Source organism: Brevibacterium sp. HMSC063G07 (genome assembly GCF_001810665.1).
Taxonomy (GTDB): domain Bacteria; phylum Actinomycetota; class Actinomycetes; order Actinomycetales; family Brevibacteriaceae; genus Brevibacterium.
On sequence record NZ_KV802366.1, the window covers coordinates 56244 to 81755 of the forward strand.

Annotated in this window: 25 protein-coding genes; 14 read left to right on the forward strand and 11 right to left on the reverse strand. The window is 64.1% G+C overall.

Annotation, left to right across the window (positions count from 1 at the left end; genetic code table 11):
- Positions 1-108 precede the first annotated feature (108 nt).
- From HMPREF2757_RS10855 to HMPREF2757_RS10875, 5 genes are read left to right on the forward strand one after another with little or no spacing between them, the layout of a single operon-like run.
- Positions 109-1167 carry a hypothetical protein gene (locus HMPREF2757_RS10855; RefSeq protein ID WP_070576687.1) on the forward strand — a complete coding sequence of 353 codons (1059 nt, stop codon included), beginning with the start codon at positions 109-111 and terminating at the stop codon, positions 1165-1167.
- Positions 1164-1838, forward strand: coding sequence for a DUF4129 domain-containing protein (locus tag HMPREF2757_RS10860; RefSeq protein ID WP_070576690.1), 675 nt, complete (start codon positions 1164-1166; stop codon positions 1836-1838). The genes HMPREF2757_RS10855 and HMPREF2757_RS10860 overlap by 4 nt, the downstream gene beginning before the upstream one ends.
- Positions 1835-3037, forward strand: coding sequence for a DUF4350 domain-containing protein (locus tag HMPREF2757_RS10865; protein WP_070576693.1), 1203 nt, complete (start codon positions 1835-1837; stop codon positions 3035-3037). Before HMPREF2757_RS10860 ends, HMPREF2757_RS10865 begins: the two co-directional genes overlap by 4 nt.
- Positions 3034-4215, forward strand: coding sequence for an AAA family ATPase (locus tag HMPREF2757_RS10870; RefSeq protein WP_070576696.1), 1182 nt, complete (start codon positions 3034-3036; stop codon positions 4213-4215). Before HMPREF2757_RS10865 ends, HMPREF2757_RS10870 begins: the two co-directional genes overlap by 4 nt.
- Positions 4215-5507 (forward strand): DUF58 domain-containing protein, encoded by a 1293-nt coding sequence (locus tag HMPREF2757_RS10875; RefSeq protein ID WP_070576698.1) that lies wholly within the window; start codon positions 4215-4217, stop codon positions 5505-5507. The genes HMPREF2757_RS10870 and HMPREF2757_RS10875 overlap by 1 nt, the downstream gene beginning before the upstream one ends.
- A gap of 78 nt (positions 5508-5585) precedes the next feature.
- On the opposite strand, the gene HMPREF2757_RS10880 is transcribed toward HMPREF2757_RS10875, so the two are convergent.
- The gene (locus tag HMPREF2757_RS10880) at positions 5586-6581 is read right to left on the reverse strand and encodes a stage II sporulation protein M (protein WP_070576701.1); all 996 of its coding nucleotides are present in this window, start codon (positions 6579-6581) and stop codon (positions 5586-5588) included.
- 53 nt (positions 6582-6634) lie between these two features.
- On the opposite strand from HMPREF2757_RS10880, the gene HMPREF2757_RS10885 reads away from it, so the two are divergent.
- Positions 6635-7456 (forward strand): RDD family protein, encoded by an 822-nt coding sequence (locus HMPREF2757_RS10885; protein ID WP_070576704.1) that lies wholly within the window; start codon positions 6635-6637, stop codon positions 7454-7456.
- Positions 7457-7495: 39 nt separating this feature from the next.
- On the opposite strand, the gene manB is transcribed toward HMPREF2757_RS10885, so the two are convergent.
- Positions 7496-8944, reverse strand: coding sequence for a phosphohexomutase domain-containing protein (gene manB / locus HMPREF2757_RS10890; RefSeq protein WP_070576707.1), 1449 nt, complete (start codon positions 8942-8944; stop codon positions 7496-7498).
- Positions 8941-9258, reverse strand: coding sequence for a DUF3499 family protein (locus tag HMPREF2757_RS10895; RefSeq protein WP_070576711.1), 318 nt, complete (start codon positions 9256-9258; stop codon positions 8941-8943). Before HMPREF2757_RS10895 ends, manB begins: the two co-directional genes overlap by 4 nt.
- 64 nt (positions 9259-9322) lie before the next feature.
- Between HMPREF2757_RS10895 and HMPREF2757_RS11785 the strand changes: the two genes are divergently transcribed.
- Complete coding sequence (locus HMPREF2757_RS11785) at positions 9323-9679, forward strand: hypothetical protein (protein WP_141750265.1); 357 nt, start codon at positions 9323-9325, stop codon at positions 9677-9679.
- Between the two features lie 99 nt (positions 9680-9778).
- Here the strand turns inward: HMPREF2757_RS11785 and HMPREF2757_RS12185 are convergent, their stop codons facing one another.
- Positions 9779-10222: a WhiB family transcriptional regulator gene (locus tag HMPREF2757_RS12185; protein ID WP_305366933.1), complete on the reverse strand. Its 444-nt coding sequence runs from the start codon at positions 10220-10222 to the stop codon at positions 9779-9781.
- 348 nt (positions 10223-10570) lie between these two features.
- Here HMPREF2757_RS12185 and HMPREF2757_RS10905 point away from each other — a divergent pair, with 348 nt between their 5' ends.
- The 5 genes from HMPREF2757_RS10905 to HMPREF2757_RS10925 are packed head-to-tail and all read left to right on the forward strand — an operon-like array spanning position 10571 to position 14502.
- Positions 10571-11359 (forward strand): 2-phospho-L-lactate transferase CofD family protein, encoded by a 789-nt coding sequence (locus tag HMPREF2757_RS10905; RefSeq protein ID WP_070576714.1) that lies wholly within the window; start codon positions 10571-10573, stop codon positions 11357-11359.
- Positions 11359-12387, forward strand: a complete 1029-nt coding sequence (locus HMPREF2757_RS10910; RefSeq protein ID WP_070576717.1) for a coenzyme F420-0:L-glutamate ligase — start codon at positions 11359-11361, stop codon at positions 12385-12387. Before HMPREF2757_RS10905 ends, HMPREF2757_RS10910 begins: the two co-directional genes overlap by 1 nt.
- A gap of 32 nt (positions 12388-12419) precedes the next feature.
- A complete protein-coding gene (locus tag HMPREF2757_RS10915) occupies positions 12420-13022 on the forward strand; it encodes a hypothetical protein (RefSeq protein ID WP_070576720.1) in 603 nt (200 codons plus the stop codon).
- A 42-nt stretch (positions 13023-13064) separates the two neighbouring features.
- Positions 13065-13835, forward strand: a complete 771-nt coding sequence (locus HMPREF2757_RS10920; protein WP_070576723.1) for a CoA transferase subunit A — start codon at positions 13065-13067, stop codon at positions 13833-13835.
- 1 nt (position 13836) lies between these two features.
- Positions 13837-14502 carry a CoA transferase subunit B gene (locus HMPREF2757_RS10925; protein WP_070576726.1) on the forward strand — a complete coding sequence of 222 codons (666 nt, stop codon included), beginning with the start codon at positions 13837-13839 and terminating at the stop codon, positions 14500-14502.
- Positions 14503-14656: 154 nt separating this feature from the next.
- Here the strand turns inward: HMPREF2757_RS10925 and manA are convergent, their stop codons facing one another.
- The 5 genes from manA to HMPREF2757_RS10950 all read right to left on the reverse strand — a co-directional run bounded on the left by manA (position 14657) and on the right by HMPREF2757_RS10950 (position 20297).
- A complete protein-coding gene (manA, locus tag HMPREF2757_RS10930) occupies positions 14657-15889 on the reverse strand; it encodes a mannose-6-phosphate isomerase, class I (protein ID WP_070576729.1) in 1233 nt (410 codons plus the stop codon).
- Between the two features lie 104 nt (positions 15890-15993).
- The gene (locus HMPREF2757_RS10935) at positions 15994-17442 is read right to left on the reverse strand and encodes an LCP family protein (protein WP_070576731.1); all 1449 of its coding nucleotides are present in this window, start codon (positions 17440-17442) and stop codon (positions 15994-15996) included.
- Positions 17443-17456: 14 nt separating this feature from the next.
- Positions 17457-18602: an acyl-CoA dehydrogenase family protein gene (locus HMPREF2757_RS10940; RefSeq protein WP_070576734.1), complete on the reverse strand. Its 1146-nt coding sequence runs from the start codon at positions 18600-18602 to the stop codon at positions 17457-17459.
- Between the two features lie 11 nt (positions 18603-18613).
- On the reverse strand, positions 18614-19135 hold the full coding sequence (gene purE, locus HMPREF2757_RS10945) for a 5-(carboxyamino)imidazole ribonucleotide mutase (RefSeq protein WP_070576736.1): 522 nt from the start codon (positions 19133-19135) through the stop codon (positions 18614-18616).
- A gap of 13 nt (positions 19136-19148) precedes the next feature.
- The gene (locus HMPREF2757_RS10950; protein ID WP_070576738.1) at positions 19149-20297 is read right to left on the reverse strand and encodes a 5-(carboxyamino)imidazole ribonucleotide synthase; all 1149 of its coding nucleotides are present in this window, start codon (positions 20295-20297) and stop codon (positions 19149-19151) included.
- Between the two features lie 107 nt (positions 20298-20404).
- On the opposite strand from HMPREF2757_RS10950, the gene HMPREF2757_RS10955 reads away from it, so the two are divergent.
- Positions 20405-20917, forward strand: a complete 513-nt coding sequence (locus tag HMPREF2757_RS10955) for a GtrA family protein (protein ID WP_070576741.1) — start codon at positions 20405-20407, stop codon at positions 20915-20917.
- On the opposite strand, the gene HMPREF2757_RS10960 is transcribed toward HMPREF2757_RS10955, so the two are convergent.
- Both HMPREF2757_RS10960 and HMPREF2757_RS10965 read right to left on the reverse strand, forming a co-directional pair.
- On the reverse strand, positions 20876-22039 hold the full coding sequence (locus tag HMPREF2757_RS10960) for an alkaline phosphatase family protein (protein ID WP_070576744.1): 1164 nt from the start codon (positions 22037-22039) through the stop codon (positions 20876-20878). The two genes, HMPREF2757_RS10955 and HMPREF2757_RS10960, sit on opposite strands and share 42 nt — an antisense overlap.
- A gap of 90 nt (positions 22040-22129) precedes the next feature.
- A complete protein-coding gene (locus tag HMPREF2757_RS10965; protein ID WP_070576748.1) occupies positions 22130-22717 on the reverse strand; it encodes a DUF5998 family protein in 588 nt (195 codons plus the stop codon).
- Positions 22718-22787: 70 nt separating this feature from the next.
- On the opposite strand from HMPREF2757_RS10965, the gene HMPREF2757_RS10970 reads away from it, so the two are divergent.
- A complete protein-coding gene (locus tag HMPREF2757_RS10970; RefSeq protein ID WP_070576751.1) occupies positions 22788-25457 on the forward strand; it encodes a bifunctional acetate--CoA ligase family protein/GNAT family N-acetyltransferase in 2670 nt (889 codons plus the stop codon).
- Positions 25458-25512 lie beyond the last annotated feature (55 nt).

Genomic DNA, 25512 nt, shown 5'->3' on the forward strand with positions numbered 1-25512 from the left:
TCCCTACCCACCAAAGGTTTTCACTTCGGCCCGCCGATTTTCGCGCAGCCTGATCACGGGAAGCTGTGGAATGATGGGCTCGTCAAAAGCTCATCACGCAGGAGTGAAGTGTTCACACAGAACAGCCCCGACTGGGGTCTGACCGTCGACTGGTCGACGGGCCAGCGGGTTCCGGCCAAAGCCCGCCGCAGGCCCCAGTGGTCTCCCCCGCCTGTCCCGGGGATTCTGCCCAAACGTCCGCTGGGCTTCTTCGAGGTGCTCGATGGCGGCTTCCGCCTGATGCGCAGCCTCCCCGGACTGACCTACGGCAGCGCCGGCATTGCAGCCGGGCTGGCAGCGAGCGTGTTTGCACTCGCCGGGGCCATCACGTGGTACTTCGGGCACAGCTTCTTCACCAAGCTCCTCGACTCATCCGAGGAGGCTCTGAGCGGTCTGAGCTTTGTGGTGCAGATCGGCGCGGGAATCGTCGAATACCTCACCCTGGCTGCTCTCATCGTCTTCAGCGGACTGGCGAGCATCGGCGCCCGCGAAGCATTCTTCGGCCGCACAATGTCACTGCGCCAGGGGTGGCAGCACCTCCGGGGATCCCGCCGAACGCTGTTCGGCGCTGCACTGCTGATGGGCACGGCCCACCTGATTGTGCTCGCGGTGTTCCTTGCCGCAGCAGTTCTTGCCGGCGCTGTGGGCGGAACTGTCATCGGCCTGACCCTGGGAACGGCTCTCGTCCTTGTCTGGTGGGCGCTGACGGTGTTCTTCGGCATTCGCCTGAGTCTGACGGGATGCATCATCACCCAGGAGCGAGTGGGGATCTTCTCCGCAATCGCCCGGTCCTGGAAGATGACCGGCCGCGGCTTCCTGCAGGTGGCAGGCCAGACCGTGTTCGGCTTCTGGCTGGCCAATCAGGTCATCGGCATCATCGCCACACCGGCTTTCATCTACTTGGGAGGCGTCATCGGCGTGCTCTCGATTCTGATGCTCGGCGGCAGCGAGCTCGAGGGGCCGATTGTCGCCGCTGTTCTCGGCACCATCTTCACGGGGCTGTTTCTGGCAATCGGCGTTCTCCTCTACGCCTACCGGGCGGCACTTCTGTCAACCGTCTACTTCAACCTGAGGATGCGCACAGAGGGCTATGACCTCGTCCTCCTGGCAGAAGCGGAGGAAGTATGAGCGGACTGCAGCAGCCCACCCCGGAGCAGGGCCGGGAGTGGGCCGAACGCGAACTGTCTGATCCGCGCTACAGCGAGGTCGACATTTCTTTCTTCGGCAAGATCAAGCGCATGCTCGACCTGTTCTTCCAGAGGCTCGCGGACAGCGTTGAAAGTGCCCAGTCTCCGTGGTTCATCATCGGCGTCATTCTGTTCACAGCAGCCGTTGTGGGCTTCGTCATCTGGCGGATTCGCCGCGGCACCGACGACGACTTCTCGAAGCAGCTTTTCCAGATGGACGCCGAATTCAGCGGCGTCGAACCCTGCGTGTTCCGCAAACTCGCACACGAAGCGGCCGAGAACGGCGATTGGGCGGACGCCGCTGCCAACCAGATTCGCGCAGTCTTCGCAGAGCTGAACAAGAAGCGGATCATCGACGTCGAGGCCGCCTCGACCGCAGCGGAGCTTGCAGCAGCGGCTTCCGCGGCAGTGCCGGCTATGAGCGACAAGCTGAATCAGGCCGCCTCGCTGTTCGACCGGATCGTCTTCGGCAGCCACTCCGCAGACGAAGCCGACTACCGCTTTGCCGAGCAGATCGACTCCGCAGCTCAAGCGCTGCGCGCGCCCGCTCAGGAAACAGCTGACGCGGCTGAAACTGCCGACTCTCGCAATTCCCAGCAGGTGAGCGCATGAGCGCCGCACTCGACGTCGCGGTCCGCGGCACGCGTTCAGCCGGCCCCGGACGCAGCCTGAAGTCTCTCGGCCGATCAGCCGGCCTGTGGCTCGTGCTGGTGGCTGTTCTCCTCATGGCCAGTGCGGCCATCACACTGACCTCCGCGGAACGAGACGAAAGGCGTTCCGGGCACTACGACAGCTTCGCCGCAGACGGCACCCACGCCTACGCCAAACTCCTTGAGGACCACGGCGCCAAGCTTAAAAAGACCGAAAACTTCGACACGGCCGCAGAAGCCGCTGCCACGCCGGGCACGACGGTCGTCGTCATCAACCCGGACGACATATCCGTCGACAGCAGGCAGAAGATGACCGCGGCAGCTCAAAAAGGCGGCCATGTGATCCTTTCAGCCCCGTATGACATGGGCGGCTGGGGAAACACCATCCACCCGACAGAGGAATTCGCGGCCCCCGACGACGTTGCGGGTTCCCGCGAACCCGCCTGCGATTTCCCCACAGCCCAGAAGGCGGGCCCGGTCAGCGCACCCTTCAATCATTACTACTCGACCCACAAAGACTCGGTGAAGTGCTACTACCGCCCCGACATGGGCAAGCAGGCCTCCGGCTTCGTCCAGGCTCCGGTCGGCAAGGGCACTATGACGGTGCTGGGCAACAGCAGTTGGATCGGCAACGAGGAGATCGCCCTGCACGGCAACGCATCACTCGTCATGGGCCTTGTTGCGGATGCAGATTCCGTCGTCCTGTTCTGGCCGAATCCCGATGACTTCATCGACTCCGATATCCAGGAGACCCAGGATTTCGTTCCCCAGTGGGTGTACTTCGCAGTCCTGTGGATCGGCGTGCTCACACTGGTGGCTCTGCTGTGGCGCGGACGCCGCTTCGGCCCACTGGCCGCCGAGCACCTGCCGGTGACTGTGCCGGCCAAGGAAACCGTAACCGGACACGCGGGTCTTCTGCAGCGAGCCGGAGCCCGGCCAGAAGCCCTGCAGCCCATTCAGCAGGCCGCGATCATCGCACTGGCCCGCAAACTCAGCATGTCCGCTTCGGCTCCCGCGGATGACGTCTGCCGCGCGGTCGCGGCCAAACTGGGCGAAAGCCCACAGCGCATTGAACACCTTCTGCTGCACGCAGAACCGACATCAGACGCAGAACTTGTCAGCCTGGCTCAGGCCATCAGCGAACTCGAAAGGCGACTATGACAAACCAGCACGACCCCAGCGCTCCCATCCCGGACATGCCGGAAAACCAGCCCGGCACACAGCAGCCCGGCGCACAGCCGTCCGGTTCGGTACCTGCCCCCGCCGGCTCCGCCTCGGCAGCGACTGCCGCCCAGCAGAACCCCCAGGCGAGCGCTCAGCAGACCCGTGTCCAGCCCGCCTCGTCGCTTGTTGACCGCCTGGCCCAGGACCACCAGCTGACGGACGTCGACCACGAACTGCGTGCCCGCTTCGGCGCTGTCAGCAGCGCCACGGCCAACGCGGTCGTCGGTCAGGGCCACGCCACGCACGCTCTGCTCATTGCGCTGCTCACGGGCGGTCACGTGCTGCTGGAAGGTGTTCCCGGTGTTGCCAAAACGCTGCTGGTGCGCGCCCTGTCGCACGCTGTTGAGCTCGATCACGCGCGCATCCAGTTCACCCCGGACCTCATGCCCAGCGATGTGACAGGTTCGACCATCTACGACGCCAAGACCGGCGACTTCGAGTTCCGTCCCGGCCCGGTGTTCACCAACATCCTCATCGCCGACGAAATCAACCGCACCCCGCCGAAAACCCAGTCAGCGCTGCTTGAGGCAATGGAAGAGAAGCAGGTGTCGGTCGACGGCAACACGTACTCCCTGCCGAAGCCGTTCCTGGTTGCCGCAACTCAGAACCCCATTGAGTACGACGGCACGTATCCGCTGCCGGAAGCTCAGCTGGACCGCTTCCTGTTCAAGGTCCAGATGAACCTGCCGCAGCGCGATGCTGAGCTTGACATCCTGCAGCGTCACGCCGGCGGCTTTGCCGCAGACAAACTGGCCGATGCCGGTGTGACCCCGCAGATCGACGCCGAGGGCATCCTCGCCGCCCGTGAGCGCGTGGCAGATGTCTACTGCGCCCCGGAAGTGCTCGGCTACATCGTCGACCTGGTGCAGGCCACGCGCCAGGCCCCTTCGCTGGAACTGGGTGTGTCTCCCCGAGGTGCTACGCGTCTTCTGTCTGCCGCGCGGGCTCACGCGTGGCTGTACGGGCGAGCGTTCATCACCCCGGACGACGTCAAGTTCCTCGTGCCGATCTCCTTCCGCCACCGTGTGCGCCTCAACCCTGAAGCGCACATGGACGGTCTCGACGTCGACGATGTTCTCGAATCGATCGTGTCGACGGTTGCGGTTCCGCGCTGATGGTTCTCACGTGGCGCACCATGGTCTTCGCCGGGATCGTCGGCGTAGGCGTTGTTGCCCTGCAGACGACCACGGCCGCGCTCATCGGCATCACGGTGCTGCTGGTAGGCATTGTCGTCGACCTGATCATCACGCCGTCCCCGCGCAGGATTGAGGCGGCGCGCACTCCCGGCGGCAAGGTTCGTCTGGGTCAGGAAACGTGGGCGGATCTCACCCTGCACAATCCGACCAGGCGCACGTACAGGCTGCACCTGCGCGATGCGTGGTCGCCCAGTGCCGGTGCAGAGAACAACCGGGACCGCTGCCGTCTTGCCGCGGGGGAGTCGCACGTGCGCCGGCAGACGCTTAAGCCCACGCGCCGCGGCTGGCTGTCAGCTGACAAGGTCACACTGCGCAGCTTTTCGGTCTTGGGGATTGCCGGCCGTCAGGTGTCATTCGATGTTCCGGCCCAGGTTGCGATCACTCCCCCGTTCCTGTCGCGGCGCCACTTGCCGTCGCGACTGCACCGCCTGCGCGAAATGGAAGGCCGCACGGCACTCATGGTGCGCGGCATGGGAACCGAGTTCGATTCGCTGCGCGAATACGTGCCGGGTGATGACGTGCGCTCGATTGACTGGCGGGCCACGGCGCGCGCCCAAGAGGTCATGGTCAAAACGTGGCGGCCCGAACGCGACCGCCGCGTGGTGATCGTCATCGACTCCGGCCGCCTGGCGGCGAAGCGCTCGGCTGAGGGCACCCAGTTCGACACGTTCGTCGAAGCCGCCATGCTGCTGACGGCTTTGGCCGGATCAGCCGGCGACCGAGTTGACGTGATCGTCGCCGATGCGCGCATCCGCACCGCTTTCGGCCCCCTGGCCAGGGAAAAGGCCATTCCGCGCTTCGACGAAGAGATCGCGGACGTCTTCCCCAGCCTGTACGAGTCCGACTGGCAGGTCATGGCCTCGGAAGTCCTCAAGCGCTGTTCCACGCAGGCGCTCGTCGTGTTCCTCACGCCCCTGGATGCCATCACCATTCAGGAGGATGTTCTGCCCTCGCTGCCGCTGCTCAAGCGCGGCCATCAGATTGCCTTCGCCTCGGTTTCTGATCCGCAGCTGCAGGACATGGCCGACGAGGTCTATTCACCAGCTCAGGTGTACCGGGCCGGTGCGGCACAGCGGGAAATGCTCAATCAGCGTGCGCTCAGCCGCGCAATGTCAGCAAGCGGCGTGTACTCGCTGACGGAACCCGAAGAGAAGCTCCCGCCGGCGCTTGCGGACCTCTACATCCGGCTCAAGGCGCAGGGGAAGCTCTGATGAGCGGCACCTCGTGAATTGACGTACGAGGTGCCTGCCGCCGTGGTCAGCAGACCACGGCTTTGACTGTGGTCAGGCTTACTGGACGGTGACGGTGCGGTAGCCGGCGCGCTCCTCTTCGAGGTCCCCGTCGAGACCCGCGAGGTAGGCGGGACGGCCCAGCGCAATCGTGTAGGCGACGATGCCGATGGTGAGTACGGCTCCGAAGATCATCTTGATTCCGAAAGGCATGTAGGACGGGGTGATGAAGCCCTCGATGAGGCCGGACAGGAACAGGAAGATTACGAGCCCCATGGCAACTGTGATGAGCGAACGGCCCTCTTTGGCCACAGCCTGACGCCGCGTCATGTTCCGCGGAATGATCCAGGACGTGAAGATCTTCAGCCCTGCGGCAGCGGCAATGAGGATGCAGGTGATCTCCGGGACACCGTGGGGCAGGATGAACTTCCAAAAGTCCTCCGCATAGCCGGCGTCATACATGATGGCCGCCGTCACACCGGTGTTTGCGGCGTTGCTGATGATGCCGGCGATGACATAGAACCCCGTGATCCCGAGCACCACCCACTGCACGGCAATCCAGGCGTTGTTGACCCACACGCCCACGGCGAAGACCGAATTGGGGTTTTCACGGTAGTAGGCGACGAAGCCGCGTTCGGCAATCTCGCGCCGCGCTGCTGGCGGCAGCATGTAGTCAAGCAGACCGGGGGTCGTGGCCGCCCAAATGTGCGCGCCCACGGCAACACCGGTGAACAGCACGAAGACGCCCACAAAGTACCAGCGCAGCGAATACAGTGCCGCCGGCAGCGACTGCCCGAAGAAGCGCATGGCCGTCGACTTCGCAGAACCGGGAACAGAGCCGAAGTGAACCCTCGCCTGCAGAACAACCCTGCTCAGGTAGACCGCGACGTCTGATTCCGGAGCGACCGTCTGCAGGTGCGACAGGTCTTTGTTGGCCCTGCGGTACAGGCGGTTGAACTCTGCCACCTCGGGGCCGGACAGGCGAGACTTCTTCGAAAGGCGCTGCAGCTCTTTCCAGTCCGGCGAGTTCAGTGCGGCCAGCAGAATGGGATCCATGAAGACCAGATTAAGGCATCTTGACCCGGCGGCGAATATGCGAGGATATAAGGGTGAGCAGACTCGTCACCGGTGAGGCCATCAGCCTGAGCATCCGCCCCGCTTCCCTCATGGCGCGGGCTGGCTCGTGCGCCATCGATTTCCTGATCTACATGATCGTCAACATCGCCTATCTCATCGGGCTGGCCTACTTCCTCGGCAGAATCGGCACCTACCAAAGCGAAATGCTTGCCGGGACAATTGCGTTTCTTGCCACAATCTTCACGATCGTGGGCGTGCCCTGCATTGTCGAGTACCTGACACGAGGCCGTTCGGTCGGCAAGCTCGCCCTCGGCCTGCGGATTGTCCGCGACGACGGAGGCGCTCTGGCTTTTCGCCACAGCCTCATCCGCGCGCTCCTGTGGCCGTTTGAGATCCTGGGCTCCGGCGGCGGCGTTGCGGCTCTCGTGGGCCTGTTCTCTGCAGACACCAAGCGCCTGGGCGACCACCTGGCGGGCACCATCGCCATCAGCGAACGGGCGAAGCTGCCCGCGGCGCGCACCAATCACGTCAAACCCGAACTGGCGGCTTGGGCGCGCAGCGCCGATATTTCGCCCATCCCTGCACCCCTGCAGCACCGCGCCGCGCAGTTCCTCACCACGGCGCACATGCACACAGAAGAATCCAGGTGGGCCCGCTCGGTCGAAATCGCCGATGAGCTCAACAACTACGCTGCCCCGGCACCCCCGATGGGCACCCTGCCCGAAGAGTTCATTGCCACGATCGTGGAGTTCCAGCGCTGGGAGGGCTACCGGCGCGCACAGAAGGCGCAGAAAGCCAAAGAGGTCTTCGCCAGCCGCATGGACAGGCTGCCGCACGGCTTGCGTCTGCAGTAGGAACTGCTCCGCGCCGTCGCTGCGCGCCCCGGGTGCGGCTTAGCGGCGGATAATGGCCAGAGCGGCAGCGACGAGTTCGTCTGTGTGCTGCTGGCTTGAGGCTTCCACGTTCAGCCGCACCAGCGGCTCCGTGTTGGAGGTGCGCACGTTGATCCAGAAGTCCTCACCGTCGAGTGTGATCCCATCGAGCCGATCAATCGTCACCGGGCCGAACTCACCGCGTTGGCCGGCCTCGGCCACGGCGTCCAGCACGGCCTGCTGATCTTCCACCCGCGAATTGATTTCACCGCTCATGGGTCCCGGCGCATAATCGGCGGCGAGCTCGCTCAGCGGCTTCCCGGAATCGTGAACGGCTGCAAGAACGTGGCCTGCGGCGAGCAGACCGGAATCCGCCCCGAAGAAGTCGCGGAAGTAGTAATGGGCGGAGTGTTCGAAGGCGAAAACCGCGTTGTTGGCTCGCATGGCCTGTTTGATGCCCGAATGCCCCACGGGCGTGCGCACCGGTTTTCCGCCTGCTTGTTCAACCCATCGCACTGATGAACGCGAAGTGAGCAGATTGTGCAGCACAACCGGCTGCTCGTCAGACCGAACCCGGCGGATTTCATTGACCGCGGTCATCGCCCCTATCGCTGAGGCCGAAACCGTGTCGCCGTTTTCGTCTACGAAGAAGCAGCGGTCGGCGTCACCGTCAAAGGCCAGACCGATAACCGGCTGGTTCGATTCCCTGCTGGCTGCGACAACGGCTTTCTGCAGGTCGACCAGGTTGGCCGGGTCAAGCGGATTGGCGGGGTGGTGTGGGAATGTGCCATCGGGCTCCATGTACATGCCGCGCACGGTGATGTTCAGTGCATCGAGGCCTGCCGCACTGCCGAGCACCTGCGGAACAGTCAGCCCGGCCATACCGCTGCCGGCATCGACGACGACCGTGATGTCCCCCACCCGTCCCAGGCCCGTGAGGGTGCGGATGCGCTGGGCAAAGCCCTGTACAACCCGATGCGCAAGCTCTTCGTCGACACCGAACGCACTGTCGACAGCCGTCGTAGAGGCTGTGCTGTTCGGCCGCTGCGGTGCGGAGTCCAACAGCTCCAGCGCCGCGCCCAGGAGGTCGGCTCGCGACACTCCCGATGCGCCGGGGCCGCACACTTTGATGCCGTTGTATTCGGCCGGGTTGTGGCTGGCAGTCACCATGAATCCGGGAAGACCGAATTCGCCGGAGGCGAAGTAGAGCTGATCGGTCGATGCCATGCCGATGTTGCGCGGCTGTAGTCCTGCCTGCTGGCTGCCGGCTGCCAGCAGGTAAGCAAAGCGCGGTGAGGTTTCCCGCATGTCGTGGGCGATGAGGATCTGCGAGCTTCCCCATTCCTCCCCTGCGGCGCGGGCGACGGCCCAGCCGAACGCGAAGATGAAGTCGTCGGTGAGTTCTTCTCCGACAAGCCCGCGGACGTCGTAGGCGCCGACGGTGCGGCGTTCACGTGCAAATCGGTTCATGTGTCCTCGATGATCGTCAGGTGCCCGCGTTTGCGCCCGTCGGGCGCTTCGGGTTCGGCTTCGCGAACGGCGTCTGCGATTGCCAGGAGGTCATCGCGGGTCCGCTCAATGGGCGGTCCCTCGGTTTCCAGGCGAATGATCTGCCACTCACGTGGCGGGGTGATCCTGTCGGAGTGAACTTCGCACAGGTCGTGAGCTCCCGGTTCGGGCTGCTGGGAAAGAGGACCGATGACGATGCACGCCTCGGAATGAACATAGGTCAGCGTGCGGTTGGCGGGCAAGGGACAGCCGAGCTTGGAACAGGTGCGAAACACACAGGCAGTGTAGTACAGCCGCAGCTGCTCTTGATCGTCTACGCTGGGCCGGAAGGGAGGGCCCGTGTCCAGGCATCGTGATTTCCGCGGTTCGACTCTGCCGCCGCACGCTCCAGCGTCTGCACCCCGTTGGGAGCAGCTGGAGCGGGCTGGGGCGGAGCTCCTGGCTGAACTGCTTACTGCCCGAGGCGTCGGCGCCGCAGACTATGAGCTGCGGTTGCGCTGGGTTCCGCCAGCGGGCCAACAGGGGCTGACAACATCGATGGGGCTTGCCGCTCTTGCCTACGAGAGAACACAGGAAAGCCCCGGAATCATCGAGGTGAACTATCTTCCGCTGCGCGCACTGGCACCCACGGGTGAACAGCGGGGCCAGATTCTCGATGCGGAGCTGACCGAACTGGTAGAGCTCATGTTCGGCTGATGCCTGTTGTTGAGCACAGGCCGCGCCCGCCGGGGCTGGTCAGGTTTGACAAAAGGGGCGACGGCCTGCGCCTCGCCCCTTTTGCCAAATCCGTGGAGTTCACACGACCTGCTTCTTCACACGTCGCCGTTCCCGTTCTGACAGCCCGCCCCAGATTCCGAAGCGCTCGTCGTTCGACAGCGCGTATTCGAGACATTCTGCGCGGACCTCGCAGGAAGCACACACCCTTTTGGCTTCGCGGGTGGATCCGCCCTTTTCAGGGAAAAAAGCCTCTGGGTCCGTTTGGGCGCACAGGGCCTGGTCCTGCCAGTCAAGACCTCCGTCGCCTTCGCCCAGCAGAAGAGCCAGCGGACTGATGCTCGAAATGCCTGCATCGGGTCCACCGGAAATCGGCTTGAGCTCGGTAGGATCGACAGACAGCGGGTCCGGAACGAAGGACGGGGATGAGTGCGCGGGATCAACGAACCAGTCCTCAGCCGCGCGCTCGGTGACGCTGGGAGCCGGACGTTGCGGAGAACTCTTGTATTTGCGCGCTTCTGACACGTGCTTCCCCTTTCTACGACCGTCCTTGCGGGACGTGCCGTAGTTAAATTACACGTGTGTCATTCCGCTTTAGTCAAGCGCACTCGTGTTATTTCGCCCACTCGACCCCCAATAATAGAACGGATGTTCCCACCTGGCGAGCAGTTGAAACACAATATATGGACGCCCTTCCGTTCCCGTACCACAATCTGTAGGGTGGGTGAAGTTTTTTCATGAATTTTCATTTTTTCTTCGTCTCGAAGCCCGAAAAGACGCCAGATCGGCGGAAAACAGCGCCGCTGCGACACGCCCAAAAGAACATCCAGTGCCGATTCGGCGCGCGCTGACGCCGGATGACATGATGACCTCATGAAGATCACCGTCCTGCCCGTCACCGACGGACTCACCCATGTGATCGCCGATGTTCGCCAGGCGGGAATGCAGCACACCGCAGCTGAGCTCACGGTGGTTGCATCTACGCTCACCGATGTCACCGTCCACGGACTGCGATTCTGCCCCGACATCGACGCCTGCCTTATACCCCCGACCTCCCCCGTGCCCGGCGGGGCAGCCGCTGAACTGGCCGCATTCCGGGTAGATGCGGAGTGGTTCTCCATGAACGACCGTCAGCTGGCAGCAGCCGTTCTGCGCAGCCGACTCATGGGCTTAGGCTACGGGCTGAGCGCAGTCACGCAGGCTATGACCAAGCGCTACGCCCCGGACTTCACGGTCCTGCCCCTGACCGACACCGCGGTCGAAACCATGGCCGTCGTTTCCGGCCCGCAGTCTGACGAAGCCTGGCCGGCCCGCCGCTACATTGCACAGCGCCGCACCGACGCCAAGCGCATTGTCCGCTCCGGATTCGACGACGCCAAGGCGGCGCCGGGTGTTCTCAAGTCGATTCGCGAAGCCGATGTCGTCATCTTCGCCGTCGACGAACGGCCTGAATTCACGGCGGCACCGGCGCTCAGCCTGCCGGGGATGGTGGACGCGCTCTCAGGCACCCGCGCCCGGGTTCTGACAATCGGCGCTGATCGGCTGGACGAAGAAACACGCGCCCTGCTCGGCGGTGAAGAAGCCGATGCGAAACTTGAGGAGCTCCTTGCCGAGGCCGCATCAGCGCGCCCCGAGGACGGACTTTCCACGGTGTGGGGCTGATGGCACGCACATCGCTTGCCACGGCATTCGGAATCGCCGCGAGCTTTCCGCCCAACCCTTTGGACACGGACCGTGCTGCAGCCCTGATCGCTGCCGACATCGACAGGGCTCGCGTGGAGATCCGCGACGATGACATCATCGCCGTGCGCGCAGACTTCGTCTCGACATGCCAGGGCCGGGTGCTGCAGGCAGGCAGCCCGGAGGTCGAGGCGAGCACCGCGGCAAGCACGCGCACGCTCGTGGCATCGCGGTCGTTCAACGGCGCACCCGTGCGCCTGACGCTCACAGTCAACGGCACCGTGGAATTCAACGGCGGTCACCGCACATCGGGCGAGGCGGTGATCGCCCCGGTGCACAAGCCGCACCGGTGGGCCGCCGATGCCTGTGCCTGGCTGCGCTCCTATTTCTTGGCCGATATCGGGGTCGTCATCTTCCAGGACCTCCCCCACCCCTTCCGTCACGGACAGCGGGCGGCGAGCCTCGCCTCGTACGGGGTCGTCGGTCAAAGGATCGCCGACCACGCGGCCGGGACCGCAGCGCTGACAGCCGAGGATTCAACACTCGCGATCATTCGCGCACACAGCAGCCGCCCCGTCGTGTCGGACGCGGCCGCCGAACGTCCCGCTGAGAGCTTTGACGAAGTCGGCGGCCTGGCCCCGTGGTTCCGCCTGGGCTGGGTTGAGGCGTGCCAGAGTGCTCTGGGCGCCCACCCGGAGGGCCTGAGGCCGCTGTCCGGCACACACCACGAGGACATCCTCGCCCACGTCAGCCGCGCCATTGCGACCGTCCGGTCCGGACCGGCTCGCGTACCCGGGGAAGAATGTTGGCGCTTTCTGCCCATGGGCTCCGGCGCCCGCGTGCTTATCGAACCGGCCACCAGTGCCGCGGTGACAGACCCTCGCGCCGCATTGGGTCTTGGAGCCCTTGTCGAGCGCTTCAATTCAGCCCTATGGGTTGAGGGTCTGGGCGCCGACACCGAGGTGCGCACCGACGGCGGCGGTGCCGATGTGCGCATAGTCGTGCCCTGATCAACCTGTTTACCAAACACCCCAGGAGGACCGTGTTCGCTTCGTTCATCGCTCAGCTCGCCGCCCGCTCTGAACCGGCCGTCCGCTGGTCTGGACCGACAGGGCACCTGGAGCTGACCGGCGCCGTCTTCGCCAACTGGATCTATAAGTCCACCGCTCTGTGGGAGGACTTCGGCGTGGCCGGACTTGTGGTCGTCACAGACGGCCATCTGCACTGGAGGGCTGCGGCCGGCCTGCTCGCAGCATCAGGCTTGGGTCTGCCGGTGTCCGTACTCGACCCGGACACGCCGGGTCCCGATCACCCTCACGCCGCTCTTGTGCCCGCAGGTCTGGAGAATGCGGAGGCCGCTTTCGCCGCCGACGAGGTATTCGTCTACGCCACAGAACCCCTGGCACTGAGCACCGATGTGCCCGCAGACTTCCTCGACTTCATCACGGAGGTCCGCTCCAGGCCAGACGTGGTGCCGCTGGCTGAAACACGGCAGCTGCGTTTGGACTTTCCGGGTCGGCAGCTGCGTGTTCCGGTCCCGACCGAGCCGGGACCTGACGCTGTTCTTACGGCCGCGCCGACTGACGATGAGGAGCTCACGGCCGCGCTGCGAGCTCTGCTGGGCGCAGTCCTCACCCTGGGCTGAACGCTTTCGGAAGGCCTCGGCGGCACGTGGTAGGTTTTCAGCATGGACAAAGAAGTTTCATCACCCGCTGAGGCGGTTGCAGACATTTTTGACGGCGCCAGCATTGCCGTAGGCGGCTTCGGAGTCGTCGGAATTCCCGAATATCTCATTCGCGCACTGCGTGATCAGGGCGCAAAGAACCTCACGTGCGTATCCAATAACGCGGGCACCGACGGCCGGGGCCTTGGCATTCTGCTTGAGAGCAAGCAGATCAGCAGAATGATCTCCTCATACGTCGGCGAAAACAAGGAGTTCGCCCGCCAGTACCTGTCCGGAGAGCTCACCGTCGAACTCACCCCGCAGGGCACCCTGGCAGAGAAGCTGCGGGCCGCCGGTGCAGGAATTCCCGCTTTCTACACCATCACGGGCGCAGGAACCCAGGTGGCCGAAGGCGGAATGCCGTGGCGCTACGACTCTGACGGCAATGTCGTCGAATCCTCCCCCGCAAAAGAAGAGCGCACGTTTGAGACCTTCGGCGAAGAGCAGACCTATGTTCTCGAAGAATCTCTGCCGTGCGATTTTGCTCTGGTCCACGCGGCCAAGGGCGACCGTCACGGCAACCTCGTGTTCAACAAGTCTGCGCAGAACTTCAACCCGCCTGCCGCCCAGGCCGGGCGCATCACAATCGCCCAGGTCGAAGAACTCGTAGAGCCGGGCGAGATCGACCCCGCGGATGTTCACCTGCCGGGAGTCTACGTCCACCGGGTGGTCAAGCTCAGCCCGGAAGAAGCCGCTGACAAGCCCATCGAAAAGCTCACGGTGCAGGAGGACTGACATGGCACTGACACGCAACCAAATGGCTGCCCGCGCCGCTCAGGAACTCGAAGACGGCAGCTACGTCAACCTCGGCATCGGGATGCCCACCCTGGTCCCGAACTATGTTTCCGACGATGTCCAGCTGGTCCTCCAGTCCGAAAACGGCCTGCTGGGCGTGGGCCCCTACCCCACACGCGAAACCGTCGACCCGGACCTCATCAACGCCGGCAAGGAGACTGTCACCATGCGCCCGGGCGCGGCCTATTTCGATTCGGCGCAGAGCTTCGGGATGATCCGCGGCCGCAAAATCGATGCGGCGATTCTCGGAGCCATGCAGGTCGATGAGAAAGGCGACATCGCCAACTGGATGATCCCCGGCAAGATGGTCAAGGGCATGGGCGGGGCAATGGACCTGGTGCACGGCGCCAAATCCGTTTTCGTCATCATGGACCACGTGGCTCGCGACAGTTCGCCCAAGCTGCTGACCAAGTGCGAACTTCCGCTGACCGGCAAGGGAGTTGTTGAGCGCATCATCACGGACCTCGCCGTCATCGACGTCACGCCTGATGGCTTCAAGCTCGTTGAGCGCGCCCCCGGTGTCACGGTCGAGGAAATCACCGAAAAGACGCAGGCGAAGCTGATTGTCGAAGGTGACATTCCCGAAATGCAGGTTGCCGAGGTCTGAGCCTGAACAAAAGCTCCCAGCAGCAACAGAAACACCCGATAGCCGTCACTGCTATCGGGTGTTTCTGTTGCTGCTGGGTGTCGGGGTGTCTCCGAACGAGGTGAGGGGCGGTCATCACGACCGCCCCTCACCTGTGTTTATGCGCTGGGGTTCGTCAGCGGCCCAGACCGCCGACGAACAGGGCTCCCTGACCGGTGAACGCGGCGGGCGCTTCGTCAGCTCCGATGAAATAGGCGTCCCCTGGCTGCAGCTGCTGAGTGCCGTGGCCGGTGCTCACCTGGAACGAACCCGAGGTGCACAGGACGATTGTGGGGCCCTCTTCGCCGAGCTGCAGGTTGTCTGCGCAGCTGATGACCTGCAGTCCGAAGTCACGGCAGCCGGTGTCCAGCCTGCCGCTGTTGTCAGCGTGCTGAATGTGCGGTTTCTGGACTTCAAAGCGCACCAGGCGCTGCAGTTCCGGAATGTCGATGTGCTTGCTGGTGAGGCCACCGCGAACGACGTTGTCTGACGACGCCATGATCTCGACACCCAGACCGCGCAGATAGGCGTGCGGGATTCCGGCTGACATGGCCAGTGCCTGGCCGGGAAGCATGCGCACCATGTTGAGCATGAGCGCAACCAGCGCCCCGGCATCCGAAGGGAAGTCGCCGTTGGTCATCCGCAGGATCTCGACGGGGTCGATATCGCAGCCGATGCGCGAAGCGCACTCAGGTGAGGCCTCGGCAATGTCAGCGGCGGCCAGACGGTCAGCGACGGCGCCGAAACCGGGTGTGCCCAGCAGAAGGTTCATGGAGTCCCGCAGCGGGTTCTCACCGGCCAGGACTTCGCGCCACGTGAGCAGTGCCGCGTGGGTTCCCGGCACCTCGGCATCCAGCAGGCGATCAACAGTGGCGGCAATCGCGCGGGGTTCGCGGAAACCCGTGAGCGCATCAAACGGAGACAGCGCGTAGATGAGTTCGGGCTTGTGCCACGCGTCGCGATAGTTTCGGTGCGGCGAATCCAGCGGAATGCCGGCGGCGTTCTCACGCGCAAAGCCCTCCTGGGCCTGTTCGAGGTCAGGGTGCACCTGGATGGACAGGGCTTTGTCCGCTGCGAGCAGCTTCATCAGGAACGGAAGGCGGGGACCGAACGTCTTCACGGATTCTTCACCTAGAACAGCCGCGGGGCTTTCTGCGATGATGTCAGAGAGAGTGCGCGGAAGAACCGCGACCCCGTAGGCCTGTTCGGATGCTGGCGAGGACCACACGACCTGCGACGGACGGGCTTCGTGGGCACCGAACCACATTTCGGCGATGGGTTCGTCAGTGGGAGCCTGTTCGAGAAGGGCGGGAATGGCGGTGGTCGAACCCCAGGCGTAGTTGGCCAGTGAGCCTTGTAGCTTCAACATCTTCTCCTTGCAACCTTAGCGTCCGGCCACAGTAGAAGTCCACAGTGAACGCCGTGGCCGCGCAAAGCGACATCAGAGTGAAGCGAAGGTTACATTCGGATGATTCACTTGGGCACCGAGCAGATGGAGCTCGGCTTCGGCTTCTTTTCGGAAGCGTGCGCCGGTGCTGGTCCGAAAAGGCCGGGGGCAGCCTGTTCGTCCTCTTTCTTGGACTTCTCAATTCCGTCTTTGACCAGCTGTTTGGTCACCGTGAAGTCGGGGTGTGAGGGTGTGACATGAGGCGGTGTGAGCTCAACCGAGAGCATCTTCTGCGACTTCGCCTTCATGCCGAGGTTGATGAAGTCATCGGCCTGACGCTGCGGGACGTCAGTGGAAACGACATCCGGTGCTGCAGCGGCGAGTTTTGTAAAGCGCGTCATGAGGGTTGCCGGATCCATCTGCCGCAGCATGGCTTCCTGCACGCAGCGCTGGCGCACCATGCGCTCATAGTCAGTGGCGAACTCGCGCGAACGGCCATACCACAGGGCCGTGCGACCGTCCATCTTGATGTTCTTCCCCGGCTCAATCCACTCTTTGGGCGGGTAGTGCTTGCCCGTGGCCGGATTGATCGGCCTGGAGATCGGCACCCGCACTTCCGAATTCAGGCGGATTCCGCCCATGGCGTCGATGAGCTTCTGGAAGCCCTTGAGGTCGATCATCGCGTAGAACTGGATTTCCAGACCCGTCACGCCCTCGAGAGCTTCGACGGTTCCCTGCACACCTGCGGGAACATCGCCCTTGTATTCGTCAGCGTGCTTTTCGGCTTCCTGGTAGACCGCGTTGATGAGGCACGCGTCACCGCAGTTGTAGCCCTGTGGGAAGTGCTTCTTCAGCGGCGAAGAATTGGGAAACGGCACGTTCTGAGTATTGCGGGGAATGCCGACGACCACTGACTTGCCCGTCTTGGCGTCCATGGACACAACCGTGAGGCTGTCGGGGCGGATGCCTTCGCGGCCCTTGCCCGCGTCGGAGCCGAGCAGAGCCACGTTGTAGCGGCCGTCCACCGGCTTCTTCATCTTTCCGGAGGCAAACAGCTGAGACATCAGCGACCGCTGCGCGTTGACCGTCACACCGCCCCACGCGGTGCCCAGCCCCACGAGCAGAACTGCAGCCAGACCGACAGCCAAGAACTTCGGCCGGGTCTTCTTGCTCAAGCTGACAACCCGCACCCTCCGCATGGTGTCCAACAGGCACACAATCCAGTTGATGCCCGCCGCCAGCACCACCACAAGCGCCAGGACCAACAGGATGGGGTCGGTGCCGATCGTCAAGAAGAAGCTGCGCTTGAACAGCCCGACGATGATGGCCGCCAGCAGCAGAACCCACGTGCCGAGTGTGATGCAAAGCGCTGTTCGGGTGAACTTCCGCGAAGCGCCGAGCACACTCTGTACGGAACCCGGCATGAGCGCAGAGCACAGCAGCAGCCACCACCCGCGGCGGTCCCGGACATACTCCGGGCTTCGCTTGGGATTGCGGATGGGGTCTGCGTACTGAAGCTGTCTGCGCTGGCTCATGCGGGAATCGTCTCTCAGCCCAGGAGCTTGCGTCCCATGACAAGACGCTGAATCTGGTTGGTGCCTTCGTAGATCTGCGTGATCTTCGCATCCCGCATCATGCGCTCAACGGGGTGATCGACAACGTAGCCGGCGCCGCCGAGCAGCTGAACCGCGTCAGTGGTGATCTCCATGGCGACATCCGAGGCGAATGCTTTCGCCGCGGCGCCGAAGAAGCCCAGATCGTCATCATCGCGCTCTGACTTCGCAGCCGCGGCGTAGGTCAGCTGGCGGGCGGCTTCGAGCTTCATGCCCATGTCAGCGACCATGAACTGCACCGCCTGGAAGTCGGACACGGACTTGCCGAACTGCTTGCGGTCCTTGACGTAGGCGATCGCATAGTCGAGTGCGCCCTGGGCAACGCCGAGAGCCTGCGCGGCAATCGTCACGCGGGTGTGGTCGAGGGTGCGCAGGGCGATCTTGAGGCCTTCGCCTTCGGCACCGATGATGCGGTCGCCCGGGATGCGGCAGTCTTCGAAGAACAGTTCGCGCGTGGGGCTGCCCTTGATGCCGAGCTTGCGCTCCTTTTCGCCGAAGGTGAAGCCCTCATCGTCCTTCTCCACAACGAACGCGGAGATATTGCGGCCCCGCGGACCGTCAGGATCAGTGACGGCCATGACGGTGTAGAAGTCGGAAACGCCCGCGTTGGTGATCCACGTCTTGACGCCGTTGAGCACCCAGTCGTCGCCGTCGCGCTTAGCGCGGGTCTTCATGCTCGCGGTGTCCGAACCCGCTTCGCGTTCGGACAGACCGTAGGAGAAGCCGTGGCCCTGGGCCAGCTGCGACAAGTACTTCTTCTTGATCTCTTCACCGCCGCCGAGGATCACCGGCATGGAGCCGAGCTTGTTGACCGCCGGGATGAGAGACGACGACATGCAGCCGCGGGCCACTTCTTCGATCACGATGCAGGTTGCAAGGGCATCTGCGCCCACGCCGCCGTATTCTTCGGCCACGTGCGGGGCGAAGAAGTCGGTGGCCAGCAGGGCATCGTGTGCTTCCTGCGGGTAGCGTGCCTCAGCGTCGACTTCGGCTGCGGCGGGGGTGATTTTGTCTTCGACAATAGAGCGCACCGCGGCGCGGATCTCTTCGTGCTCGTCGGTGAGCCTGTAAACATCGAACATTGGATTCCCTTTCAGCTGTGCTCTTCGAGCCGGCGCTTGAGCGCGCGGCCCTTCTCTTCAGCGGCACGCCCCAGTTCGAGGCGATAGTCGTCAAGGCGTCGGCGCAGAGCCGCAGATTCATCGTCGCGCCCGGCGCTGATGATCCTAGCGGCAAGCAGACCTGCGTTCTTCGCCCCGCCGATCGACACGGTTGCCACCGGAACGCCGGCGGGCATCTGAACGATCGACAGAAGCGAGTCCATGCCGTCAAGGTGCTTCAGCGGCACCGGGACGCCGATCACCGGCAGGGACGTGACAGAGGCGAGCATGCCCGGAAGGTGGGCGGCGCCTCCGGCCCCGGCGATGATGACGGAATATCCCGCCTCGTCGGCCCGAGTGCCCCAGTCGATCATGTCGTGGGGCATACGGTGGGCGGAAACGACTTCCGCCGTGAACTCGATGCCGAGCTCTTCCAGGATGTCGGCGGCGGCACTCATGGTGGGCCAGTCAGAATCGGACCCCATGACAATGCCGACTTTCGGCGTGGTGCTCATGTCTGCTCCTCCGTCAGGGCAGGTCGGGATGAGGGTTGGTGTCAGTCCCGGCAATGAAGTGCGCCGCGTGGCGAGCGCGCGCCAGAACCGCTTCGACGTTCTCACCGCTGAGGTTGACGTGTCCGAGTTTACGGCCGGGACGCACGTCCTTGCCGTACATGTGGACCTTGATCTGAGGGTCGTGGGCCAGAACGTGCAGATAAGCCCGGTAGAGGTCTTCGCGGTCACCGCCGAGGACATTGGCCATAACTGTCACCGGCGCCTTCGGCGCCGGATCGCCCAGCGGAAGGTCGAGAACGGCCCGCAGGTGCTGTTCGAACTGGCTGGTGATCGAACCGTCCTGGGTCCAGTGGCCGGTGTTGTGCGGGCGCATGGCCAGTTCATTGACCATGTAGCCGTCAGCAGTTTCGAACATCTCCATGGCCATAACGCCCGTCACTTCGAGCGATTCGGCAACAGTGAGCACGTCAGCTGTGATCGCCGCTGCCTTGTCCGAGTCGAGCCCGGGTGCGGGTGCGACCGCTTCTGTGCAGATGCCGCCTTCCTGCAGGGTTGCCACAACCGGCCACACGGCAGTCTGGCCCATGGGCGAACGGCCGACCATAACGGACAGCTCGCGTGTGAAGTCAACGGCCTCTTCTGCCAGCAGCGGCCCAGTGCCGAACCAGTCGGCAGCCTCATCGGCACTGCTGATGAGCTTGACCCCGTGGCCGTCATAGCCGCCGCGGGGAGTTTTCACGATGATCGGCCAGCCGATGTCATCGCCGAAAGTCTGCAGGGACTCGGTGTCGGCGACTTCGCGCCACCTGGGGTTGGGCAGGCCCAGTTCGTCCATTTTGGCGCGCATCTTGAGTTTGTCCTGGGCGTAGACCAGTGCGTGGGGCCCGGGATGGACGCTGTGTCCGGCTGCCACAAGGGCTTCGAGGTGTTCTGTCGGCACGTGTTCGTGATCGAAGGTGATGACGTCGACCGTTTCGGCGAATGCGCGAAGCGTGTCGAGGTCCTTGTAGTCCCCGACGGTCACCCGGCTTGAAACCTGCGCGGCAGAAGACCCTTCGGCTTCTGACAGAACATGAAACGCAACGCCCAGAGCTTCGGCCGCGGGCGCCATCATGCGCGCCAGCTGACCGCCGCCGATTACACCAATACGTGGAAAAGACACGCTTTCACTCTAGCGGGCGCCACCTGGCGGAACTCTGAGTGACCCGCACCCAATGTCGCCCAATGCCATCGGGCTGGATGCCGGTTCTCGCGGCCTATAGTTGGCCCGTGGGCAAGAAAAGACGCGAACTGGTCAAAATCAGCCGCTTCACGGCTGTCGGGACCGTCGCCTTCCTCGTCGACGTCGGCATTTTCAATCTGCTCATGCTGACGGCCCTTCAGGGCCGCCCCGTGTTGGCGAAGACCCTCGCGGTGCTGTGCGCAACAGCGGTTTCCTGGATCGGTTCGCGACGATGGACCTTTGCCGACCAGCAGCCGCGCTACCGGCCCGCGTTCGAAGGCGTCCTGTTCTTTGCCGTCAATGCCGCCGGAATGGGCATTGCGCTGCTGACCCTGTGGATCTCCCACGATCTTCTGGGCTTCACATCGCTGCTTGCCGACAACATCGCCGGCAACGGCATCGGGCTGCTGCTGGGCAACATTATGCGCTATTTCGCCTACCGGTCCTGGCTGTTCCGCGGCAAGGCGAGCACGCGCGAGGTGCTGACAGACACCTCGTCAGTGCGGGAAGGCGCGAACTCAGCCTTCGAGCACAAGCAGCGGGATGGAAAGTTCGGCTGAGCTCACTCCCCCGTGGTGTCCCAGCAGGCTCAGAGCCGACGGCGAATCAGTGCGCGAATCAACGACGGCGGCTGTTTCGTCGCACACCACCACGAGGTCGCCGATGCGAGCGCGGAAGGCTTGTGCGACTTCCCCGAACCAGCCTTCGCGGATCGCTTCGTCACGAGTCATGACGCGGCCTCTGCCTGCCAGGTGGGCGCGGAATGCCTCCGCCGTGTCATCGCTGGCACCGGCCCGGGTGTACAGGTGTGCCGCGCGCGGCTCTCCCCCGACTGCAGCCAGCCCCGCGGTGAGGTCGGGGTGTTCGGCCAGGTCGATGCGGTTGCGGTGGGCGACGTCGACCATGCCGTGATCGGCGGTGATGATCATCGTCATGTCCGGTCCGAGTGCTGCGGCCAGGCTGCTGAGCATCTGGTCGACCTGTTCGAGCTGTTCGATCCACTGGTCGGAATTCCAGCCGGCCTGGTGTCCGGTTTTGTCGAGTTTGCCCCAGTAGAAGTAGACGAGCCGACGTCCAGGGGCGCGCATTTCTTCGTGTGCGTGGCGGACCCGCTGCTCCCAGGAGTCCGAACCGCGGAAGCGTCCCCCGCGCAGGGTTGCGGCGTTGAGTCCCCCGCGGGAGAATTTCGGCTCTCCCAGCTGCACAACGTCCAGCCCGGTCGCGGCAAGCCTTTCGAACAGTGTGGTGTCGGGGGTCCACCGGCTCGGGTCGACTTCGCTGGAGCCGGTCAGCTGATTGAACACCTCGCCGCTTTCGGGGTCGAGGAGCCTGTAGCCCATGATGCCGTGCCCGCCGGGCAGCATTCCCGTGCCGAGCGAAGACAGCGAGTTCGCGGTGGTCGACGGGAAACCAGCGCTGCCGGGCCGCAGGTGCTGTCCCACCGAACGCAGAAACGGCGTGTAGGCCCGGCGGGCGCGCAGCAGCTCCAAGCCCATTCCGTCGATGAGCACGACGATCACCACGCGCGCCTGGGCTGCACTGCCGCTGAGGATGGTCTCGGTGCGCAGGCGCTGATCGGCCGACAGCACGCTCTGGGCATCCAGTGCGGCTGCCGCGGCGGGAACGATGTCCGACAGCAGCGGGCTGTTCGCGTAATCCGGCGGGTGGAGCTGTTGTGTCACGCTGGGCTTTCTCAGTTGTGTGCGGCTGTGTTGTCTGACGAGGCGGAGCTTCGGTTCCGCACTGCCGTGCGGTTGGAGGAGTTCTTGCGCTTACTGCCGCTGGGTGCGGGCGGCGTGGATGACGCGGCGCAGCGTGTGGGCGAAGCTGACGGTCGCGTCGACGGCCTGCTGGCCTTCTGCCTGAGCGGATACGCGCAGCGCCACGTCTTCGCTGAAGCTGCCGCCGCTGAAGCCGTGGTCAACATCGCATTCGGGGTTGCCGCAGGTTTCGGGGAACACCTCCAGGCGACTGCGTGCGCCCCAGGACATGATGAGCTGCACTTCCACCGGGCTGTCGCCGGGACGGTAGTGGGCGGGATCGGCGTAGGTTGCGAAGATCGCCGGGGCGGCGAGCCGATCAAGTGCGACTTCTTCTGTGCTGCACAGGGCGCGCGGTTCGCTCCAGCCGGGCTCAGGGTGCGGTTCGTCGTCAACCCGGGCCAACACCAGCCGGGTGGGGGTGAGCACGAAAACGCTCACCAGCCGGTGGATGGTGTCGAGGTCCATGTGGGTGTCGGTGTAGACCAGGTGGTCGAGCACGGGTTCGTCCAGCAGGGCTTCTGCTATTGCAGTCGCTGCGATCTGCGGATAGTAGCCGGCGTCTTGGATGTCGGCGATGAGTCGCTGTGGAAGGTCCATCCGACCATTGTCTACTGCCACCCGCGCGTAGGGCTAGGCGGGAGCGTCTGCGGGGCCTAAGCTGGGTGTTATGAGCGCCTATCCACAGTCCTGGGAAGCCGACGTTGTCCTCCGCGATGGTGCGACGGCGCGTCTGCGCCCGATTCTGCAAAGCGATGCCGACGGTGTGCAGGCCATGCACTCCCGCCAGTCGGCCGAATCCATCTACATGCGGTTCTTCGCCCCGATCAAGCAGATCCCGGAGAAGGACCTCGAACGGTTTGTCACTGTCGACTACCGCGACCGCGTGGCCTTTGTCATGACGATCCGCGACGAGATCATCGGCATCGGCCGCTATGACCGCCTGGATGAGAATTCCGCCGAGGTCGCATTCAACATTGCGGATGCCCACCAGGGCCGCGGCATCGGCTCGATTCTGCTGGAGCACCTGGCCGCCGCGGCCCGCGAAATGGGCATTGACCGCTTTGTTGCCGAGGTTCTGCCGCAGAACCGGCCCATGCTGCAGGTGTTTGCCGCAGCCGGCTATGAAATCACCCGCGAATTCGATGATGGGGTTGTGGCTGTCGCCTTTGACATCGACCCCACTGAAAAGTCCCGGCAGGTGCTCGCTTCGCGTGAGCACCGCGCTGAGGCGCTGTCGGTGCGCGGCATTCTGCACCCGAAGTCGATTGTGGTCTTCGGCGCTTCTCGCAGCCGCGCCTCGATCGGCAATCTGCTCCTGCGCAATCTGACCGCCGGCGGTTTCCGCGGTCGGCTCAACATCGTCCATCCGAAGGCCTCCGAGGTTGCGGGGCTGCCCACCGTGTCGAGTCTCGATGACATTGAGGGCGACATCGACGTCGCCGTGATCGCGGTGCCGGCGGCAGCTGTCCCCCAGGTTGTCCGCGACTGCGCAGAACGGGGTGTGAAGGGCGTTGTTGTGATCTCCTCCGGTTTTGCCGAGACTTCCGAAGACGGCGCACGCCTGCAGGAGCAGGTGCTCACAACCGCGCGTACGTGGGGCATGCGCCTGATCGGTCCGAATTCTTTCGGCGTGCTCAACTCCGACCCGGATATCGAACTCAACGCCTCGCTGTCGCCGTTCCTGCCCGATCCGGGACACGTGGGCGTGTTCAGCCAATCGGGCGCTTTGGGCACCGCAATGCTCGCGGCAGCCCGCGAGCGCGGCATCGGCATTTCGACCTTCGTATCCGCCGGCAACCGCGCAGACCTGTCCGGCAACGACATGATGCAGTACTGGCAGGAAGATCCCGCCACGAACGTCGTGTGCCTGTACCTCGAATCGATCGGCAATCCGCGCAAGTTCTCGCGCATTGCCCGCCGGGTCACCCGCAATAAGCCCGTCATCGTCATCAAGTCCGATCTCACCGGCGGTGAGCTTCCGCCGGGGCACGCGGTGCGCGTATCGTCCCTGTCGGCCAGCGCCATGGATCAGGTTCTTGCGCAGGCCGGTGTTATTCGCGCCCGTTCGGTCAGCCAGATGTACGACATCGCACAGGTGTTCGACACGCAGCCGCTGCCGGCCGGCAAGCGCGTCGGCATTGTGGGCAATTCCGCGGCCCTGTCCACACTCGTTGAGCAGTGCGTCCGCGCGGAGGGGCTGAAGCTCGGCACCGCCCCTGTCTCCCTGCACCCGGAGGCCACGGTCGACGACTTCGAAGCTGAGCTGCGGCAGGTGTATGCCAACCCGCACGTGCACTCGGTCGTCGTCATCATCACCCCCTCTCCCAGTGTTTCGTCATCGCAGATGGCGCAGGCCATTGCCGATGCCGCCGCACAGTCGGGCAAGACGACCGTCGCCTGCTTCCTCGGCGTGCACGGCAAGGACGAAATGCTCACGTCCTACACCCGGTCCGAAACCGGCGAGCGCACGAAGCACGTCGTGCCTTCCTATGGCGGCCCCGAAGCAGCCGTGTGGGCGCTTGCCCGGGCCACCGAGTACGCGGTGTACAAGAAGTCCGATCACGGCCACTATCCGATCTTCACGGATCTGAAGAGCCGCAGGGCCCGGCAGATCATCGAAAGCAGCCTGGCGGAAGCCGATTCGCCGCGGGTGACCATGACTGATGAGGCCGCGCACGCTCTTCTGGACGCCTACGGCATCGAGGTGCTGCCGTATATCTCGACGGCTACGGTCGAAGAGGCCAAGGAAGCGGCGGCAAAGATCGGCTACCCGGTAGCGCTTAAGGCTGTGCACAAGAAGCTGCGCCACCGCTTTGAGTTCGGCGGAGTGCGCCTTGCCATTCAGTCCGAGGCGGAGCTCGTGGGCGACTGGAACGGCATCGCGGACGTCATTGCGCAGTCTCTTGATGACGATGATGACCGTCGGATCGACGTGCAGGCTATGGCTCCGGCGGGCGTGGGGTGTGTCATTCGGGCCGGTGAGGACCCGCTGCTGGGTCCCATGGTGTCGTTCTCAATCGCCGGTGACTCCACTGAGCTGCTGGACGACGTTGCCCACAGAGTCGCTCCCCTGACCGATCTCGACGCCCGCAACATGGTGCGCACTCCCGGAGCCTCCCCGCGCCTGTTCGGCTACAAGGGGCTGCCGGTGGCCAATGTCGAACCGGCCGAGGAGATCCTGCTGCGGCTGGCCGCGCTGGTTGATGACTTCCCCGTCATCCGCAGTGTCGAAGTCCGTCCCATCATGATCACCACCGACAAGAGCTACCTCTTGTCGGCCCGCATTCAGCTTGCGGCTGATGCCGACCGGATGGACACCCTGCGCCGTAGGATGTGAGCCGGCCAAGGCAGCCGGGAGCCGAAGCGTGAGCGCGCCAGACGGCGCGGCGACC

Bases quoted from the DNA above. Each gene is read 5' to 3' on its own strand.
- HMPREF2757_RS10860 (WP_070576690.1), top strand. From the start codon at position 1,164: ATGAGCGGACTGCAGCAGCCCACCCCGGAGCAGGGCCGGGAGTGGGCC.
- HMPREF2757_RS10880 (WP_070576701.1), bottom strand. From the start codon at position 6,581: ATGGATCCCATTCTGCTGGCCGCACTGAACTCGCCGGACTGGAAAGAG.
- HMPREF2757_RS10865 (WP_070576693.1), top strand. From the start codon at position 1,835: ATGAGCGCCGCACTCGACGTCGCGGTCCGCGGCACGCGTTCAGCCGGC.
- HMPREF2757_RS10970 (WP_070576751.1), top strand. From the start codon at position 22,788: ATGAGCGCCTATCCACAGTCCTGGGAAGCCGACGTTGTCCTCCGCGAT.
- HMPREF2757_RS10875 (WP_070576698.1), top strand. From the start codon at position 4,215: ATGGTTCTCACGTGGCGCACCATGGTCTTCGCCGGGATCGTCGGCGTA.
- HMPREF2757_RS10925 (WP_070576726.1), top strand. From the start codon at position 13,837: ATGGCACTGACACGCAACCAAATGGCTGCCCGCGCCGCTCAGGAACTC.
- HMPREF2757_RS10910 (WP_070576717.1), top strand. From the start codon at position 11,359: ATGGCACGCACATCGCTTGCCACGGCATTCGGAATCGCCGCGAGCTTT.
- HMPREF2757_RS10870 (WP_070576696.1), top strand. From the start codon at position 3,034: ATGACAAACCAGCACGACCCCAGCGCTCCCATCCCGGACATGCCGGAA.
- HMPREF2757_RS10935 (WP_070576731.1), bottom strand. From the start codon at position 17,442: ATGAGCCAGCGCAGACAGCTTCAGTACGCAGACCCCATCCGCAATCCC.
- HMPREF2757_RS10940 (WP_070576734.1), bottom strand. From the start codon at position 18,602: ATGTTCGATGTTTACAGGCTCACCGACGAGCACGAAGAGATCCGCGCC.
- purE (WP_070576736.1), bottom strand. From the start codon at position 19,135: ATGAGCACCACGCCGAAAGTCGGCATTGTCATGGGGTCCGATTCTGAC.
- manB (WP_070576707.1), bottom strand. From the start codon at position 8,944: ATGAACCGATTTGCACGTGAACGCCGCACCGTCGGCGCCTACGACGTC.
- HMPREF2757_RS10965 (WP_070576748.1), bottom strand. From the start codon at position 22,717: ATGGACCTTCCACAGCGACTCATCGCCGACATCCAAGACGCCGGCTAC.
- HMPREF2757_RS10905 (WP_070576714.1), top strand. From the start codon at position 10,571: ATGAAGATCACCGTCCTGCCCGTCACCGACGGACTCACCCATGTGATC.
- manA (WP_070576729.1), bottom strand. From the start codon at position 15,889: ATGTTGAAGCTACAAGGCTCACTGGCCAACTACGCCTGGGGTTCGACC.
- HMPREF2757_RS10920 (WP_070576723.1), top strand. From the start codon at position 13,065: ATGGACAAAGAAGTTTCATCACCCGCTGAGGCGGTTGCAGACATTTTT.